Genomic DNA, 17,382 nt, shown 5'->3' with positions numbered 1-17,382 from the left:
TATTCCTAGACAAAATTTTAACTTGAAAACAAAGGGCGGTAGCTAGATTAATAACTACCGAACCATTCGTAATTAATGCTTCAAGATCAGAATAAACCAGCCTTCAAGGCTGCTTTTATCATTTTAAGTGCCTCAGTATTGACTTCACTGTCACTCTTAATCTCAAGTAGTTTTGGCTTAACGGATGTTTGGAAAAATTCTTTCAGCGCCAGTTCTAATGCTTCCATGGATTGTACCGCTTGATATTGGAATCCATATTCGCTGGCCATTTTATCTGCACTTAATTTTTGATGGGTTTCAAAATATTCGGCCATTTCTGGCAATGCTGCTGGCCCATCTATCATTCTAAAAATCCCTCCGCCATGATTGTTAAATAGGACCAATCGTAAATTGGGTAAATTATACTGGTGCCAGAAAGCATTTCTGTCGTAAAAGAAAGCCATGTCTCCAGTGAGCAAAACGACTGGCTCCTTTGTCGTAAAGGTACAACCTACAGCTGTGCTATTAGAGCCGTCAATTCCACTGGTGCCTCTATTGCATATTATTTCCAGGTCATCCCCCCTAAGTCCTAAAAAATTCACATTTCTAATGGCCATACTGTTGGCTATGTGTATTTTCCCATAGGAGGGAAGCGCGTTTAATACCTTTTCCAATGCTTTCAACTCTCCAAAGGGCGCATTTGCTAGCACCATGGGTAAATTGGCTTTAATGGTAGCATTTTTATTTCGCCATTCCTGCTCAAAATCTGCGTTTACTTGCGGTGATTCTTTTTGAAAGAAATCCAAAAATGATGCTGGGCTCAGCCGTATTATTTGGCTAAGATGCTGAAATGGATCTGGAACCTGCCCTTGTGGCTGAATGTGCCAATGTATTATTTTGTTTTCCCTTAAAAAAAGCTTTAAGGCTTTTGAAATAATTGATTTACCAAAGCTGATGATCAGGTCAGGTACCATCCCACTGGTCTGATTTGCTAAAAAGAAGTCATGGTGTTCAATTGTACTTTCCTGGGACATATTACTGATTACATCCGTTACCACCACCGCCTGATGGTTTTTAGCAATTGTTTTTAGTAAATCTTTAATTTTTGCATCTGGCCGTTGTTGACCCGCCAGTACCAATACTTTTTTAAACTTATTTAGCTGTGATTTAATCTGGACGGCACTTTCTTCTTTTAATTTGGATGATATTTGGTGAAGCTCTAGTGTTGGTTCAAGGTCTGTAACTTCAAAAGGATACTGTTCTTTATGGCTTGGGTAGAATGGCTCTCTCAAGGGTATGTTGATGTGGACAGGGCCCATGGGTGCTTCACTTGATTCGATTATGGCTTCCTTGGCTATTCTTTTAGCATGCCATAGTTTATCGGGATGGGAGACTTCATCCGGAAAAGTGAAACTTGACTTGATATAAGAGCTGTATATGTTTTCCTGACGAATGGTTTGACCATCCCATTGTTCAATCCATTCGGCAGGTCTGTCTGCTGTCAAAACCAAAAGAGGGATTTGCTGGTAATAAGCTTCAGCAATAGCAGGTGCATAATTCAACACGGCAGAACCGCTGGTGCAAATCAGTACTACAGGTTTGTTGCGTTGCTGGGCCATACCCATTGCTATAAACGCGGCTGACCTCTCATCTGGTATCACCCTGCAATGGATGTCTGGATGGCGGATAAAGGCTAGGGAAATAGGCGCACAGCGCGAACCTGGAGAAAGTATGGCTTCAGTGATGCCGCTATTGGCACAGATAGAGGCAAGGTAAGTGAGTTGGGGAAGTATCAAAATTACTTTTTGGGTTGAATAAACTGGCCAATAATATTACATTTCAATTCAGTCTCTTCCCATTCTTTTTCCGGTACTGAGTCTTCAGTAATACCTGCACCGGCAAATAGCAAGGTCTCTTTATTGTCTAATTTAGCGCAACGAAGATTAACATACAATGATGTTTCCTCATTCATATTTACAGGGCCAATGAATCCAGCGAAATAAGATCTGTCAAAGGTTTCCTCTGAATGTAGGAATTCCATTGCTTTTTCTTTGGGCATACCGCAAATGGCTGAAGTTGGGTGCAAAAGTTCAAGCATCACACTGCCAAGCTGGGGGAAGTTTGTGCTTTTCATGTCCACTAAAAATTCCGATTTAAGGTGTAAAAGGTCTCCTGCTACTGTGGTTTTAGGACCTATTTCACTGTATTCTCTAAGTCGGATTTTTTTGAAGCAGTCTACTATATAACGGCTTACCAAAGCCTGTTCTTCTATTTCTTTCTGCGTCCAGGCAGCATTTTTGAGTGGGTTTTCTCCTTTTGCTTTTTGAGTGCCAGCCAAAGCCATGGTGAAGAATTTGTCGCCTTTGGTTTTAATCAGGGTTTCGGGACTCGCACCTATCCAAAGCCCTGTTTTTTCACTATAAAAGCAATTGATAAAGGCATTTGGGTAAGCTTTGCAAAGATTTAGAAACACTGAGGCCAGGTCAAAATTATTGGGTAACTCAATGCTTTTCACCTTTGCTGGGACTACTTTAAATAATTCTCCAGAATTGATTGCTTCAATGGCCTTATTAACGGTTTCGATAAAGTTCGATTTCGTTGTAGTCGTAACAGTAGCCTTGGGCTGTGAATTATGGATGAACTTTCTGATTTCAACCGCCAGTTCTGCAGCCTTGCCTTCACCTATGTATGGTAGTTCTCCAATCTGTGATGCATCAGTTGCTTCCTCATTGAGATTGAAGGAAAAATAATTGGTGGCTTTAATGTAGAGTGGAGGGTGTAGTTGAGAGCTTATAAAGGGGTGAATCATAAATCCCGGAGGGAGACGATCCAAATCCTTTAGCTGACCAATGTATCCTTCCTGGTCTTTATCAGTAATGGCTTCAACAGTCGACGAACCTGGTTTTCGCCAAATGGCTATTGCCGCATTGTTTCTAAGCGCATTTACCAAAAGCGAGGAAATCACAAGCTCTTTGGAGGCGTTTATTAATGTATTGGTGGCTTCCATAGGTTTTACTTTTGTAAAATAGCCACAGTTAATCGGCTAATGCAGGATAGTTTGCCTTTATCATCCCAAATTTTAATTTCCCAGACCTGTGTTTTTCTTCCGAGGTGAACGGGCATCGCTTTGCCTTTTACTTTTCCTTCTTTAACAGATCGTAGGTGGTTGGCATTGATTTCTAATCCTACAGCGTATTCATTTTCATTTTCAAGTGAAAGCATAGCAGCAACAGATCCCAAGGTTTCAGCCAATACTACGTTGGCTCCACCATGTAACAAGCCCATGGGTTGTTTGGTTTTATTGTTTACGGGCATTTCTGCTTCTAGGAAATCATCTCCTATATCAGTGAAATTTATTTCTAGAAAGCCGGACATATTGTCCTTTCCAAGATTATTTAAAAAATCCGTGTCGGGTTTTTTCTTAAATATCATGTTATATGGGATAAAATTTTTTCTTTGAACCTTGAACCAAAATTAAGGAAATCTTGAGGACAAAAAAAATATATGTGGTAAGGCATGGACAAACTGACTATAACCTTAAAGGAGTAGTACAGGGAAGTGGTATTGATGCGCCTATTAATTCCACAGGAGAAATGCAGGCAGCCGCTTTTTATGAGAATTTCAAAGGTATTCCTTTTGATCATATTTATTATTCAGGGCTGATCAGAACACGGCAATCAATCGCAAAATTTTTAAATCCAGAAATACCTGAGGAAAAATTGGTGGATTTAAATGAGATCTCTTGGGGTAATTATGAAGGATTGCCAATGGATCATCAGGAAAACCAATATTATCTTGACATGCTGGGAAGGTGGTCGACTGGAGAACTAGATCACAAAATAGATGGTGGAGAATCTCCAGTAGAAGTGGCAAAGCGTTTAAAGCGTGCTTTCGATCATATTCTTGAGACAGGAGGCGAAAATATCCTGGTTTGTATGCATGGTAGGGCCATTAGAATACTTATGACCGTTGCATTGGGGTATGATTTAAGGTATATGGATGCTTTTAGGCATGAGAACCTGTGTTGCTATGTCTTGGAAGAGAAAAGTGATGGCATCGTTTATTTGGATAGTTATCACCCCTCTCCGTCTATTAGCAAGGATGCTATAGGTTAAGCTTTACAAGAGGGCTTTTTGCTTTGGTATTTTGATCTGGCGATTCTGAAAGCAATGATTTGAAATTTTGTTGACTTGCATCTATGTCAATGATTCTAAATGCAACCTGTTCCAGGGGTAATTCCTTGCTTTTGGATACTTTTACAATGGCCTGACCCATTTCACAAACGGTCCAATCTGCAAATGGTACAGTTACCAATAAAGCTGTTTCAGAGTTTCCCAAATAAAGTTTGGTATCGAAAGCGTTTGAAAAATTCACCTCCATGATACTGGGATTCGCTTGGTGATAAGCCAGCTCATCCTTGTCAAAAATAATCAAAAAGGTTTTGTCAGATCTCTCTTTTGCAGTAGAAAGAAATGTGAGGATACATGCCGTAAGAACCAATAATACCTTTTTCATAGAATCGTAATATATACAATTATAATATACGAGTCAATAAGGGAATTGGATTAAGTAAAAAAAAATCCGGAAATTTAATTTCCGGATTTTTTAAGATTTATGCTTTGCTGCTTCTTTTTCTCTTTGGTGCTGGTTCTTCGACGACTTCGTCTTCAACTCCCGCGAGTATTCTACCGCAATGCTCACATACTATGATTTTCTTTCTTTCTCTAATCTCAGCTTGTCTTTGAGGAGGAACTATATTGAAACAACCTCCGCAGGCACCACGCTTAACCAAAACAACAGCCAAGCCATTTTTAGCATTGGTTCTGATTTTGTCGTAAGATTTGATCAACCTGGCATCTACCTTTTTGGCAGCTTTTTCCATGTCGTTTTTAAGCTTCTTCTCTTCGTTTTCACTTTCAGAGACGATGGTATCAAGTTCACCTTTCTTTTGGTCCAGATCTTTTTGTCTGTCCTTTAAGATGTCATTAAGGGCTTCGATATCCTTTTGCTTGCTTTCAATTCTTACCTGAGTTTCGGTAATCTTCTTTTTTGATACCTGGATTTCGAGATCTTGCAATTCCAATTCCTTGGTGATTGCATCATATTCCCTGTTATTCCTTACATTCATTTGCTGATCCTGGTATTTTTTGATCAGCTTTTCGGAATCTTTTATGGCATCTTTGTACTTTTTGATTTCGTCCTCCATGGAGGATATATCAGCATTAAATTTGCTTAAACGGGTTTCGTATCCTATTATCTCATCTTCCAAATCCTGGACTTCCTCAGGAAGTGCTCCCCTCACCTTAAATATTGCGTCAAGACGGGAATCGATATTTTGTAAGTTGAGAATTGCTTCTAATTTTTGTGCGACTGGACTTTCCATGTACTATAGGTAACTTATAGGATTTGTAATTACATTTGTCAAATAGGTTGCAATATTACTAAATTTTCCTGACAATATGTCTTTTAATAGTTCTTTTGTGTAAATTTCACTTTCATAGTGTCCTATGTCGGTCAATAAGATATCCTTTTCAGCATCAAAGAACTCGTGATATTTGATGTCAGCAGTCACAAAAACGTCCGCTCCGGCGCTTTTGGCATGACTCAGCAGAAAAATCCCTGCCCCTCCGCAAATTGCAATTTTACTTACTTTTTTATTCGAAATAGCTGTATGTTTTATTACCTGCAGCCCCATCGATGCCTTTAAATGAAGCAGAAAATCTTTGCCAGACAGTGGTTCTGGCAATGTGCCGACCATGCCAGAGCCTACTTCTTGGTTTTTGTTTTCCAAAATTTGAAGGTAATAAGCCACTTCTTCGTAAGGATGTGCCGTTTTTAAAGTATTGATGATTTTATTTTCCAGGTGACTGGGAAATATTAATTCCACCTTTGTTTCTTCTATAGCCGAAAGCGCTCCTTTTTCCCCAAGTGTTGGCTTAGCCCCTTCTTTCGGTAGAAAACTTCCTATTCCTTCAGACCGGAAGCTACAATTGGAATAATTCCCAATATTTCCAGCACCTGCAGCATATAATTCTTCCACCACCTCATCAACATTTCCTTTGGGAATAAAGGTAGTGAGCTTGGATATAATGCCTTTTTTTGGCGCTAAGATTTGAGGTTTCAATAAACCTATTTTTTCCGCAATCTTATGGTTGACACCTTGGCTTACAGCATCCAGGTTGGTATGGATGGCGTAGATAGCAATGTCATTTTTGATAGCAGCAATTACCGTACGTTCTATATAGTCTTTGCCGGTCAAACGCTTAAGTCCTCTAAAAACAATAGGGTGGTGCGCTACTATAAGGTTGCATTTTTTCTCTATGGCCTCTTGTACCACTTCCTCCGTAACATCGAGTGAACAAATGATCCCATTTACCTCGGCCAAGGGGTTGCCTACAATTAATCCTGCATTGTCATAACTTTCCTGGTAGGCCGTTGGCGCTAGGTTTTCCAGATAAGATATGATATCCTTAATCAAATAAACCATATATTTGCTTTCGTTTTACTCCCAAAACTACAAAAAAAACACCAATGCGTTTTGTTGATTTTTTACTGTTTCCATTTGCCCTTACCTACGACGGGATCACTTCATTGAGAAACAGGATGTTTGATGCAGGGCTTAAAAGAAGTCAACCTTTTGAGGTGCCTACAATTGTTGTTGGGAATTTGGCGGTGGGAGGGACCGGAAAAACGCCTTTTGTCGAGTTTTTGATAAATCACCTTTCATCGACTTTTAATTTGGCTATATTAAGTAGGGGTTATGGAAGAAAAACCACTGGGTACAGATTGGCACAGGGAGATAGTTCTCCTAGTGAAATAGGAGATGAGCCTTTCCAGATCTATTCTAAGTTTAAAGATAAAGTGACTGTGGCAGTTGGAGAGGAAAGGATTCTTGCCATTCCCATGATACTGGCAGAAAATCCAGAAGTGGAGGCCATAGTACTCGACGATGCATTCCAACACAGGTATCTTTTGGCTGACCTTAATATTTTGCTGACAACCTATAAAAGCCCATTCTTTAATGATTATCTTCTGCCAGTGGGTAGATTGAGAGAAGGAAGAAAGAATGTAAACAGGGCTGATATGATAGTGGTTACCAAATGCCCGGATAATATGGAGCAGCAGGAAAAAGACAGCTTCAAAGGGAAAGTTTCAACCTATCTACAGGCAGAAAAACCCATCTTTTTTGCAGGACTTAAATATGGGCTGCCGTATCCTATTAATCCAGAATTCCCTAACCCAGTCAATAAATTTATTTTGGTTACAGGTATAGTAGATCCTGAACCAATACGTTTAAAATTAGAAGCTATGCAAAAAGTGGTGGTGGAAACAATGGCTTTTCCTGACCATCACTACTATACCCCAAAAGATATGGGGCGAATTAACGATATTTACAAAAAGTATTCGGCCCAAAGTGTGTGCATTTTGACAACAGAGAAAGATGCTGTAAAATTGAAGGACAATAAATTGTTGGAATTGATAAAAAATATTCCGGTTTTTGTGTTGCCTGTGGAGGTGGATATGGAGCAAAAAGAAGAAGAACAGCTTTTAAAAAGTATTAAAAGCATGATCATTAACAAAAATGCAGAAAGTGAAATTTAATACAAGAATTTTCTTCGTGCTGTTAGCATTAACTGCTGCATTAATGGCTCCTTCTATGGCACAGCAGCAACAAAGGCCTAAAGAGCCTCTCTCTGATGAGGAGAAAGGGAATAATGCCATGAAAAAAGGCTTGCTTGACGATTCTACTAAGATGGTTTATGGGCCAAGAACATCGCTTTATTACTATGAAAATTTCATTAGGAACAATAGGTTCAAGAAATTGGAATTGGACACTTCTCTTACGGGATTTCACAATTATGAGGCCGTGGCCAATACCTGGTACAAATACCAGGACCTTGGTAATCTGGGAACAGCGGCCAGGCCTGTTTTTTATGATGTCCCCGCTCAAATTGGTAGAACTTCAGGCTTTCATTCCTATGACATTTACCACAATACTCCAGACAGCATCCGGTATTATAACACCAAATCTCCTTATACAAAAATTGAGGCGTTTTTTGGCGGAGGAAACCGGAACAAGTTGGATATTGGCTTTGCCAGAAACATCACTCCTAATTGGAATATCGGGATAGGCTACCATACCATCAGGGCAACCAAAACACTCAATCCAACCACAAGAGATGACCACAATGTGGTGAATGATTCTTATGAGATCCATTCCAATTATAAGTCGGATAATGGCAAGTATTTTTTGTTGGGCACCATTACCAGGATGAAGCACAATGTAAATGAACAAGGAGGGATTATACCCCCAAGTGTAGACACAACTTCCTTGTACTTTACTTATGAGGATGCAAAGGTATGGCTGAGTAACTCCAAAGCGGTTGATTTAAGACAGAATTACCACCTTTATCAGGAATACGAAATATTAAAGGGATGGCAAGCTTATCATGTATTTGACAAAAAGAAACAAGCTGTAACTTTCTTTTCTGACTTAGGAACTTCAGACTCTACCTTTTTTAATAGTAATCGGTTCAATTCAGAAAATGAAGACAACCTGTTCAGTAAAGAGGATACAACAAACAACCACAATCATTTTTCCGAATGGAAGAATGAAGTAGGGTTTAAAGGTGATTTTGGACCTGTTTATTACAATGCATTTATAAAATTAAGGACTGGAAGAATGGCCAGTAGGTTTTTCACCTCCAACAACTCCTTTACTGAGCTGTCCCTTGGCGGTGCCCTCAGGGGAGAAATAAATGAAAACTGGATTTTTGAAGCAGAAGGGGAATACCTTATTCCGGATGGTTATCGCATAAAAGGATTATTCATTTCCCCATTTCTGGATGTGAGTTATACCAAAGCGCTTTACAAACCAAATATGATGCAGCAGCAATATAGCGGCAATCATTATCAATGGAGCAATGATTTTTCAAGTACAGGAGTAGATCAAATTAAAGGTACAATCAAAGGGGATTTTAAGAATTTCAAGATTAGACCGAATTTAACCATCAATAGAATTAACAATTACATTTTCTACAATGAAGAAATGGTGCCCGAACAGATTTCGGCTGAAGCCTTTATGGTAATTCCAGGCTTGGAATCCCATTTGGTTTTTGCGGGAAAATTTCATTGGCAATCTGAGGCTTATTACACCTTGATAACTGGAGGCGCTGCAGATAAATTTCGTATCCCAGAACTTTTTGTAAACACCAGATTTTTCTTTGATGGTCCATTATTTGACGATCATGTCTATGTGCAGTTGGGTATAGAAGGAAGGTATAGAAGTGACAATTATGCGCCGGCCTACATGCCTGCCACCCAGCAATTCTATCTACAGGATAATTTCAATGTTTATGCTTATCCAGTTGCTGATGCATTTCTTAATTTCCGGATCAACAGGACAAGGGTATTGTTCAGATACAATCATCTGAATGCGGGACAAATGTCTAATGATGGCTATTTTATTACTCCAGATTATACAGGTCTAAAGGGCATGTTGGACGTTGGGATAAGTTGGTACTTTTTTGATTAAAGATAAAATGAGCTGGCAGGAATCGACAAAAATAAAATGTTGCGCTTGGAATTGCCTACCGACCCCAGGTGGGTAGACATAGCGAGCATAAGTTTGGAAGCTATTTTAGTCGATCATGCTTATTGTGAACAGAAGGCGGCTTCTTCATGCATCTCACTGATCATAAAATACCCGGAATTTGACGAGATGGTAGATGTCCTTACCCCAGTGGTAGCAGAAGAATGGCAGCACTTCGATGCTGTGATGCAACAAATAAGAAAACGAGGATATAAGTTTGGCTTTCCAAGAAAAGACAATTATGTTGTTCAGCTTCAGTCCTTCTTGAAAAAAGGAGGGAGTCGAAGTGATCAACTAACAGAGTTATTATTAATGAATGCCCTCATTGAGGCCAGGTCTTGTGAACGATTCAAGCTATTGTGGAAAAACCTGAAAGACAAAGAATTGTGCGATTTTTACCATGAACTCATGATTTCTGAAGCGGGTCATTATGTGAATTTTATCCAGTTGGCTAAAAAATACAAGGATCCCGAAATGGTTGAATTGCGCTGGCAGGAATGGCTGGAACATGAAAAAGAAGTATTGAAGGACTTGGAGATCAGAGGCGATAGAATGCATTAAAATTAAATCTATAAAGACACTTCCAATTATTATTGATTTCTGAAAGTGCTTTACCTGCAGTCAAGTAATGCCTCATTCTCTTTAGGTTAAGGTTTTTCAGACTTGCTATTGTTCCTCAAGGTTAAAAACAATTAAAAACGCTTGAATCCTTTTTAGGAAGGGTATTTTTGGTTAATATTAACGGTAAAGACAGGAATAAAATTAATTATTGGCCAATTACGGACAAGCTATGAATCTGCTCGAAAATATAAGAGAAGCCTTTAGATCAGTAAAATCAAACCTTCTCAGAACCATCCTTACCGGTCTGATTATAGCAATTGGCATAACATCCCTTGTAGGAATGCTCACGGCCATTGATGCAATGAAGGCGCAAATCGAAGAAAGCCTTTCTGGCTTTGGTGCCAATAACTTTGATGTAAGAAGCAAAGGTTTTTCCGGAGGAAGGGCCACTTCTTCAGGAATCGCACCCAAAAATTACCCAAACATTACCTTTAGAGAAGCTTCGGAATTTAAGGAGAAATACAATCAGAGAGGAGTATCCACGATTACTACCTTCGTATCAGGTTCTGCAGAGGTTAAAAAAGCCTCAAAAAAAACCAATCCCAATAGCCGGGTAATCGGTGGCGACGAGAATTATTTTTTAATAAAGGGAGTGTCAATAGAGAAAGGAAGAAGTTTTAGTAATGTAGAAATTGAATATGGGAACAATGTATGTGTTATAGGAACGGAAATCCAAAAGACCCTTTTTGAAGATTTTGAAGACCCTCTAAATCAGTACATTTCATTCTATGGAAAACGTTATACCATCGTTGGGATTATGGAGAAGCAAGGAGGGGTAGGAGGTGATTCTGGTGCTGACCGGGCCATTATCATTCCAATTCTAAATGCTCGAAACCTTGATAACCGGGGTAGTTTTAGATATACAATCACCATCGCTGGACAGGACCCATTACAGTTACAAAACGAAATGGGCCAGGCAACAGGCATTATGCGTACTGTCCGTGAAGATGGTGTAGGTATGGAGGATTCGTTTGAGGTGGTGAAATCTCAGACCCTTGGAGATAGCCTTGAAGAAATAGCCGGGTACCTACGGATTGGAGGTTTTGGAATAGGCTTTATTACCCTTTTAGGAGCATCTATTGGGTTGATGAACATTATGTTGGTGTCCGTAACAGAAAGAACCAGAGAAATTGGTATCAGGAAAGCAATGGGGGCTACACCATTGCGTATTCGCCAACAATTCTTAATTGAAGCCATTGTGATTTGTGTTATGGGAGGGGTTCTAGGAGTGATTATGGGGATTGGTATAGGCAATATTGTAGGCAATACAGTGGGTCCGGGAGGGTTCCTTATTCCCTGGGTGTGGATAATTTTTTCATTTGTTGTCTGTATTTTGGTGGGGTTGTTTTCTGGACTATTGCCCGCTTACAAAGCCAGTAAACTAGACCCTATTGAATCACTACGGTACGAATAAATACTATATAAATGAATAACAATACATTTGATGCCATTGTTATTGGCTCTGGAATTAGTGGAGGATGGGCAGCAAAGGAATTTTGCGAGAAAGGCTTAAAAACCCTTGTTCTTGAAAGAGGCAGAAATGTAACACACAAGGAAGATTACCCAACCATGCATACGCCGCCTTGGGAATTCCCCCTACGTGGTCAAATGTCTCTTGAGGCAAAGAAAGAAAACCCTATTGTTTCTAAGTGTTATGCGTTTAAAGACGATGCAGATCATTTTTTGTAAAAGACAAGGAACATCCCTATGTTCAAGACAAACCCTTTGATTGGATTAGAGGCTATCAGGTCGGTGGCAAATCCTTGCTTTGGGCGAGGCAGGTGCAACGATGGAGTAAATATGATTTCGAGGGGCCTGGTAGAGATGGGTTTGCGGTAGATTGGCCTATACGGTATGAGGACATAGCGCCTTGGTACAGTTATGTGGAGCGATTCATTGGTGTCAGTGGTAATAAAGATGGCTTGGAAACCTTGCCTGATGGTGAGTTTTTACCTGCTTGGGAAATGAACAAGGTTGAAAAATCCATTCAGCAAAAAGTAAATGCAGCCTATCCTGATCGGAATTTTGTAATTGGCAGATGTGCCCACCTTACGCAGCCTGCGGCCCATCATTTGGCGCAGGGACGAGGGAAGTGCATGGCAAGAAGCATGTGTCAGAGAGGCTGTCCATTTGGTGCTTACTTTAGTTCTAACTCCTCCACTTTACCTGCTGCCGAAGCCACGGGGAATCTTACGATTCGGCCGCATTCAGTAGTTCATTCACTGATTTACGACGATGTGAAAGGTAAAGTGACAGGCGTACAAGTGGTGGATGCAGAGACCATGGAGACGACTGAGTTTTACGCCAAGGTGATATTTGTTAATGCTTCTACCTTAAACTCAAACCTAATTTTACTTAATTCTAAATCCAAACGATTTCCTGAAGGATTGGGAAATGACAATGGTTTGTTAGGAACCCATATTGCGTTTCACAATTACAGAGGTTCATTGTCTGCGAAAATGGATGGTTTTCTTGATAGTTACTATTACGGGCGGAGACCTACAGCCATCATGATGCCTAATTTCAGAAATGTGAAAAAACAGGAGGTGGATTTTCTCAGGGGGTACATGACCTTTTATTCCGCCGGAAGAGGAGGTTGGGGCAATTCAAGAAATACAGATTTCGGACCAGGTTTTAAAGAAGCCAACTCAGAAGTGGGGGATTGGGGCGTCTATATGATGATGCAGGGGGAAACCATTCCTAAGCTTGAAAACAAGGTTTACCTCGATAGTGAATTAAAAGATAAATGGGGAATGCCGCAACTGAGAGTAGATGTGGGCTATGACGAAAACGATGAAAAGTCACTTAGGGATTTTTTGGACCAGGGAGCAGAAATGCTAGAAAAGGCCGGTTGTAAGGATATCGTGCAAAAAGACAGTGGTCAAGCACCAGGCTTGGATATTCATGAAATGGGAGGAGTAAGAATGGGTAGAGATCCTAAAACCTCCCTTTTAGGTAGTCACCATCAAATGCATGCTTGCCCGAATGTATATGTCACCGATGGGTCTTCTATGACTTCCACAGGTACTCAAAATCCGAGCCTTACCTATATGGCCTTTACAGCCAGAGCGGTAGATCATGCTGTGAATGCCTTGAAAAGAAAAGAAATTTAGATTGGCGGGGTTTAGAAGCGACCATCAATTTTAATTCTGTTTGTTTTTTAATTAAAGTGTACTGGGAATTGATAAGTGAAAATTTAAATTTAAATATTTAACTTACGGCTTAATTTTCTTTTTAAACCGATAGATCTATAAAAAAATATGAAAAGACTACTGCTATTAAGCCTGTACATAGCCTTTGGCGCAGGTGTTATAAGTTGCAAACCGGAGGAAGCAAAAGAAAATACCCGGCCAAATATCATTTTTATAATGAGCGATGACCATGCTTATCAAGCCATAAGCGCTTATGGTTCTGGTCTTAATGAAACGCCTAATATTGATCGAATTGCCAATGAAGGTGCTATTTTTCAACGGGCCACGGTGACCAATTCTATTTGTGCACCAAGTCGTGCGGTAATGCTGACTGGTAAACACAGTTTTATCAATGGCAAGGTGGATAATATTCAACCTTTCGATTGGGATCAAGACAATTTTCCGAAATTGCTTCAAGCCAATGGATACCAAACAGCTATGATTGGAAAAATTCACATGGATGGTTTGCCACAAGGCTTTGACTTTTCTATGGTGCTTCCTGGTCAGGGACATTATTATAACCCTGATTTTCTCATTAACGGGGAAATGAAGCAGATTGAAGGCTATTGCACAGACATTATCACAGATGCTGTATTGAACTGGTTAAAAAATGATAGAAAGGAAGACAAGCCTTTTCTTTTGCTTTACCACCAAAAAGCTCCACATAGAAACTGGAAGCCTGCGCAAGAATATTTGACTTTATATGATGATGTAACTTTTGACCCTCCAGCTAATTTCTTTGACGATTACGAAGGTAGAGGTACTGCTGCAAAAACCCAGGAAATGGAAATTGCTGGTGATGCCCGTTGGGGACATGATTTTAAATTTCAGATAGACCCTACTAATGGGGACACTACCTGGTTGTTCAATCAATTAAAGCGATTGAATCCGGAGCAATTGGAAGATTGGTTGGCTGCTTATGAACCCAAAAATAAGGCCATGTTGGATGCTAATCTAAGTGGTAAGGAATTGGCTTTATGGAAATACAATCGCTATATCAAAGATTACCTAAGAACGATCAAATCTGTAGATGATGGTGTTGGAGAATTGCTGGATTACCTAAAAGAGACCGGATTAGATGAAAACACCATTGTGGTTTATACTTCTGATCAAGGCTTTTATTTGGGTGAACACGGTTGGTTTGACAAGCGTTTTATGTATGAGGAATCCTTCAGGACTCCGTTATTAATGAAGTATCCCAAAGAAATTAAGGCAGGAAGCAGTTTCGATCAGTTGGTTCAGAACCTTGATTTTGCACCTACCTTTTTAGATTATGCTGGAGTAGCTATTCCTGAAGAAATGCAAGGGGAATCTTTCAGAGATTTGGTAGCAGGCAAGACAGATGAATGGAGAGATGCCGTTTATTATACCTATTATGAATATCCAGCAGAACACCAGGTTAAAAGGCATTATGGCGTTTCTACCAAGCGTTACAAACTCATTCATTTTTACTATGATATAGACGAGTGGGAACTGTATGATTTGGAAAAGGATCCTTCTGAAATGAAAAGCGTATATGATGATCCAGCCTATGCAGACGTTCAAAAAATGATGCACGAAAAGTTGGAAGAGACAAGGGAGAAGTATGGTGACAGTGATGAGCTTAATCAACACTACCTCGATTCTTATTTAGAACATAGAGCAAAAAAGTAATAGAATTAGCACTATTACATGAAAAAGGCATGAGGGAATATTCTTCATGCCTTTTTTGTGCTTTCAGTAAAGTTGAAAATAAGAAAAAGATGTTAACTATTTAGTTTTTGTAACCCAATCTGGCATAAAGCAACTTTTTACTGTCACCATTTTTAGGAATTGGTAACTGGAAAAAACCTTCTATGTTATTTCCCAATCTACTAGGGAGTTTTGGTAGAAATATATGATTGTCTTTTATCTTGTGAACCATATTCAAATTAAATACATGTTTACGGTTGAGTCTGTAGAAGTCCTTCAGCATAAAAAGATTGTTTTGATAAAAGTTCTTCAATCCTGGAGAAGTGAAATCTATACTTTGTTTGTTATTGGTAGTAAAAGCCCTAATGATTTTATCATCGGCCTCTAATAGAATTAGGTCTCGAACAGGTATTGCCGTGATTTCATTAAATCCTGTAGTTACCATTAATTTATTATGAATTCCCGGGTTAGAAGTCAAATTTGTTTGGCCCAGGTTTTTTCTTTGAGACTGATAAATGATGGCTAATTCAATTTTTTCAGCCAGGATGTCTGGGTCAAATGGTTTATGAATAAAATCAAAAGGGCATAAAAATTTAGCTTGATCAAAGCCCATTTGCTTTGGTAAACCTGATAAAAAAATAATGGGAATACATATCTGTTGATTTATAAAATGGGCAAGCCTTATTCCTGCATCCTTGTCTTCACCTAAAGAAATATCAAGTAAAACCAAGTCTGGTGACGAAGAATAGATCAAAGAAACAGCATCTGCATAATTTGTTGCGGCTCCAATTATTTCGGAAATTTCAGAAGGAAATCTTGTGCTTATTTCAAATTTTAGATCATCGGCTATAAAAGGATCATCTTCTACAATTAGGACTTTCATATAGGTTTGGTGGTATGGGTACTTTATCTATTATCCAGTATATTTCAGGCTTTATTTATTATTAAATTTATTATAGGTTGTAAATCATTGAATGGTTATGGGTGGTTCAGTAAATTCAATGGTTTGAAAGACAATTTAAAGTAACTAAGCTGTAATATTTTGTATTCAAAATCCATATTCCATATTTTAATGTAATCATTTTATATTAATAAAATAGGTGTTCAAGATGTTTTTTATATGTACGGTAGAAGTTTGTGGCTTTTTATGCAATGATTAGAATGGTAATTATTATTGTTAACGTACACGGATTAATTATTATACTCAATTTTAATTTTATAGGGATTTACTTCTTGATGAATTGATTTCTAAGGCTATTATAAATAACCTCTTATTTAAAATTGGCTTCTTTTTTAAATACAAATTATTTAGTGTGAAAGATATTCTATTGTATTTAAAAATATTCAAGAAATTGTTCACACTGGTATTGGATACCTTCACGAAACTATTCTATAGGTTCACGATAAATATTTACAGTTATACCGTGACTCAATTACTTTGTTAAGTAGAACCTTAATTGAATCGCTATGGATAGTAAATTTTACTTTGTTTGTTTGATGCTTTATATACTGGGGGGATTACCCACAGCCTTTTCACAGGTAATCTTTGAAGATGATTTTGAGAGTGGCGCACTGAAAACAGAATGGACAGCAATTCCAGGTGCGGAGAATGCGGTGGTTGGGATCGAAAGTCAGATACAAGGACGGAATGCTTTTTATCAAGGGAGCAATGGCTTAGCCATGGGTAAGACCAGTTCGGTAGGAGGCTTGGTTACCAATAGATTAGATCTTAAATTAGACCTAAGCACCTATTCTCAAGTAGAAATGGATTTCTACATGAACAATTATTACGATGAGACCCATCCCGAGGACGGAATTTATATAAGTGATAATGATGGGTCAACCTTTATTAAAGTCTTGGACTTTGATGGGAGTAATTGGCAGGGCAATGTTTACAGCAAAATGCCTCCCTTGGATATTGACAGGTTAGCAAGTCATTACGGATTGACACTTTCATCTTCATTTATTGTCAGGTTCCAACAATATGACAATGCTTACTTTGGAGCCAGTTCCACCAGTTCACGAGGAGGTGTTTTTATAGATAATATTGAAGTCCGTGTACCAGATCAAACGTATATTTCCGCTTTCCCTTATTCGACTGGTTTCGAAGGAAGCGTGGAGCTTCCGACAGGTTGGAAGCAGGCCAATCCTACATTTCCCTACGTTAATCCTATAGATGCTCATTCCACCGGATTGGTAAGCGGAGCCTCTACCGTAAGATTGGAAGGAATTGCGGCCGTTGGATCTACCATTTCATCCCGAAATGCATTTCTTAACGGTGCGAATGGATTGATTTTGGGAAAAAGAGCTAGTGGAGAACTTGGAGTT

14 protein-coding genes and 1 pseudogene are annotated in these 17,382 nt (G+C 39.0%); 8 read left to right on the top strand and 7 right to left on the bottom strand.

Annotated elements, in window-relative coordinates:
- Positions 1-86 precede the first annotated feature (86 nt).
- From menD to ADICYQ_RS20035, 3 genes are read right to left on the bottom strand one after another with little or no spacing between them, the layout of a single operon-like run.
- Positions 87-1,775, bottom strand: a complete 1,689-nt coding sequence (menD, locus tag ADICYQ_RS20045; protein ID WP_020893273.1) for a 2-succinyl-5-enolpyruvyl-6-hydroxy-3-cyclohexene-1-carboxylic-acid synthase — start codon at positions 1,773-1,775, stop codon at positions 87-89.
- 2 nt (positions 1,776-1,777) lie between these two features.
- Positions 1,778-2,986, bottom strand: coding sequence for a chorismate-binding protein (locus tag ADICYQ_RS20040; protein WP_020893272.1), 1,209 nt, complete (start codon positions 2,984-2,986; stop codon positions 1,778-1,780).
- A gap of 5 nt (positions 2,987-2,991) precedes the next feature.
- Positions 2,992-3,411 carry a hotdog fold thioesterase gene (locus ADICYQ_RS20035; RefSeq protein WP_040417250.1) on the bottom strand — a complete coding sequence of 140 codons (420 nt, stop codon included), beginning with the start codon at positions 3,409-3,411 and terminating at the stop codon, positions 2,992-2,994.
- Positions 3,412-3,464: 53 nt separating this feature from the next.
- Between ADICYQ_RS20035 and ADICYQ_RS20030 the strand changes: the two genes are divergently transcribed.
- On the top strand, positions 3,465-4,094 hold the full coding sequence (locus ADICYQ_RS20030; protein WP_020893270.1) for a histidine phosphatase family protein: 630 nt from the start codon (positions 3,465-3,467) through the stop codon (positions 4,092-4,094).
- Here ADICYQ_RS20030 and ADICYQ_RS20025 read toward each other — a convergent pair.
- From ADICYQ_RS20025 to ADICYQ_RS20015, 3 genes are all read right to left on the bottom strand, one after another.
- Positions 4,084-4,494, bottom strand: a complete 411-nt coding sequence (locus ADICYQ_RS20025; RefSeq protein WP_040417247.1) for a hypothetical protein — start codon at positions 4,492-4,494, stop codon at positions 4,084-4,086. The two genes, ADICYQ_RS20030 and ADICYQ_RS20025, sit on opposite strands and share 11 nt — an antisense overlap.
- 97 nt (positions 4,495-4,591) lie before the next feature.
- Positions 4,592-5,362 carry a zinc ribbon domain-containing protein gene (locus ADICYQ_RS20020; RefSeq protein WP_020893268.1) on the bottom strand — a complete coding sequence of 257 codons (771 nt, stop codon included), beginning with the start codon at positions 5,360-5,362 and terminating at the stop codon, positions 4,592-4,594.
- A 3-nt stretch (positions 5,363-5,365) separates the two neighbouring features.
- On the bottom strand, positions 5,366-6,466 hold the full coding sequence (locus tag ADICYQ_RS20015; RefSeq protein WP_020893267.1) for a Nif3-like dinuclear metal center hexameric protein: 1,101 nt from the start codon (positions 6,464-6,466) through the stop codon (positions 5,366-5,368).
- 44 nt (positions 6,467-6,510) lie between these two features.
- Between ADICYQ_RS20015 and lpxK the strand changes: the two genes are divergently transcribed.
- The 6 genes and pseudogenes from lpxK to ADICYQ_RS19985 all read left to right on the top strand — a co-directional run bounded on the left by lpxK (position 6,511) and on the right by ADICYQ_RS19985 (position 15,036).
- On the top strand, positions 6,511-7,581 hold the full coding sequence (lpxK, locus tag ADICYQ_RS20010) for a tetraacyldisaccharide 4'-kinase (protein ID WP_020893266.1): 1,071 nt from the start codon (positions 6,511-6,513) through the stop codon (positions 7,579-7,581).
- Positions 7,562-9,514, top strand: coding sequence for a putative porin (locus ADICYQ_RS20005; RefSeq protein ID WP_040417245.1), 1,953 nt, complete (start codon positions 7,562-7,564; stop codon positions 9,512-9,514). Before lpxK ends, ADICYQ_RS20005 begins: the two co-directional genes overlap by 20 nt.
- Positions 9,515-9,550: 36 nt before the next feature.
- Positions 9,551-10,132: a MiaE family protein gene (locus ADICYQ_RS20000; RefSeq protein ID WP_020893264.1), complete on the top strand. Its 582-nt coding sequence runs from the start codon at positions 9,551-9,553 to the stop codon at positions 10,130-10,132.
- A 229-nt stretch (positions 10,133-10,361) separates the two neighbouring features.
- Complete coding sequence (locus tag ADICYQ_RS19995) at positions 10,362-11,606, top strand: ABC transporter permease (RefSeq protein ID WP_020893263.1); 1,245 nt, start codon at positions 10,362-10,364, stop codon at positions 11,604-11,606.
- An 11-nt stretch (positions 11,607-11,617) separates the two neighbouring features.
- Positions 11,618-13,305 (top strand): annotated as a pseudogene (locus tag ADICYQ_RS19990) (GMC oxidoreductase).
- 147 nt (positions 13,306-13,452) lie between these two features.
- Entirely contained in the window at positions 13,453-15,036 is a 1,584-nt protein-coding gene (locus tag ADICYQ_RS19985; protein WP_020893260.1) for a sulfatase family protein, read from the top strand.
- Positions 15,037-15,136: 100 nt separating this feature from the next.
- Here the strand turns inward: ADICYQ_RS19985 and ADICYQ_RS19980 are convergent, their stop codons facing one another.
- On the bottom strand, positions 15,137-15,937 hold the full coding sequence (locus ADICYQ_RS19980) for a LytR/AlgR family response regulator transcription factor (protein ID WP_020893259.1): 801 nt from the start codon (positions 15,935-15,937) through the stop codon (positions 15,137-15,139).
- A gap of 584 nt (positions 15,938-16,521) precedes the next feature.
- Here ADICYQ_RS19980 and ADICYQ_RS19975 point away from each other — a divergent pair.
- Positions 16,522-17,382 (top strand): hypothetical protein (locus ADICYQ_RS19975; protein WP_152520505.1); only part of this gene is annotated, 861 nt, incomplete at its 3' end.

Source organism: Cyclobacterium qasimii M12-11B, assembly GCF_000427295.1.
Lineage (GTDB): Bacteria > Bacteroidota > Bacteroidia > Cytophagales > Cyclobacteriaceae > Cyclobacterium > Cyclobacterium qasimii.
The sequence above is the reverse complement of the archived record's forward strand: the minus strand, read 5'-3'. Positions and strand labels throughout refer to the sequence as shown.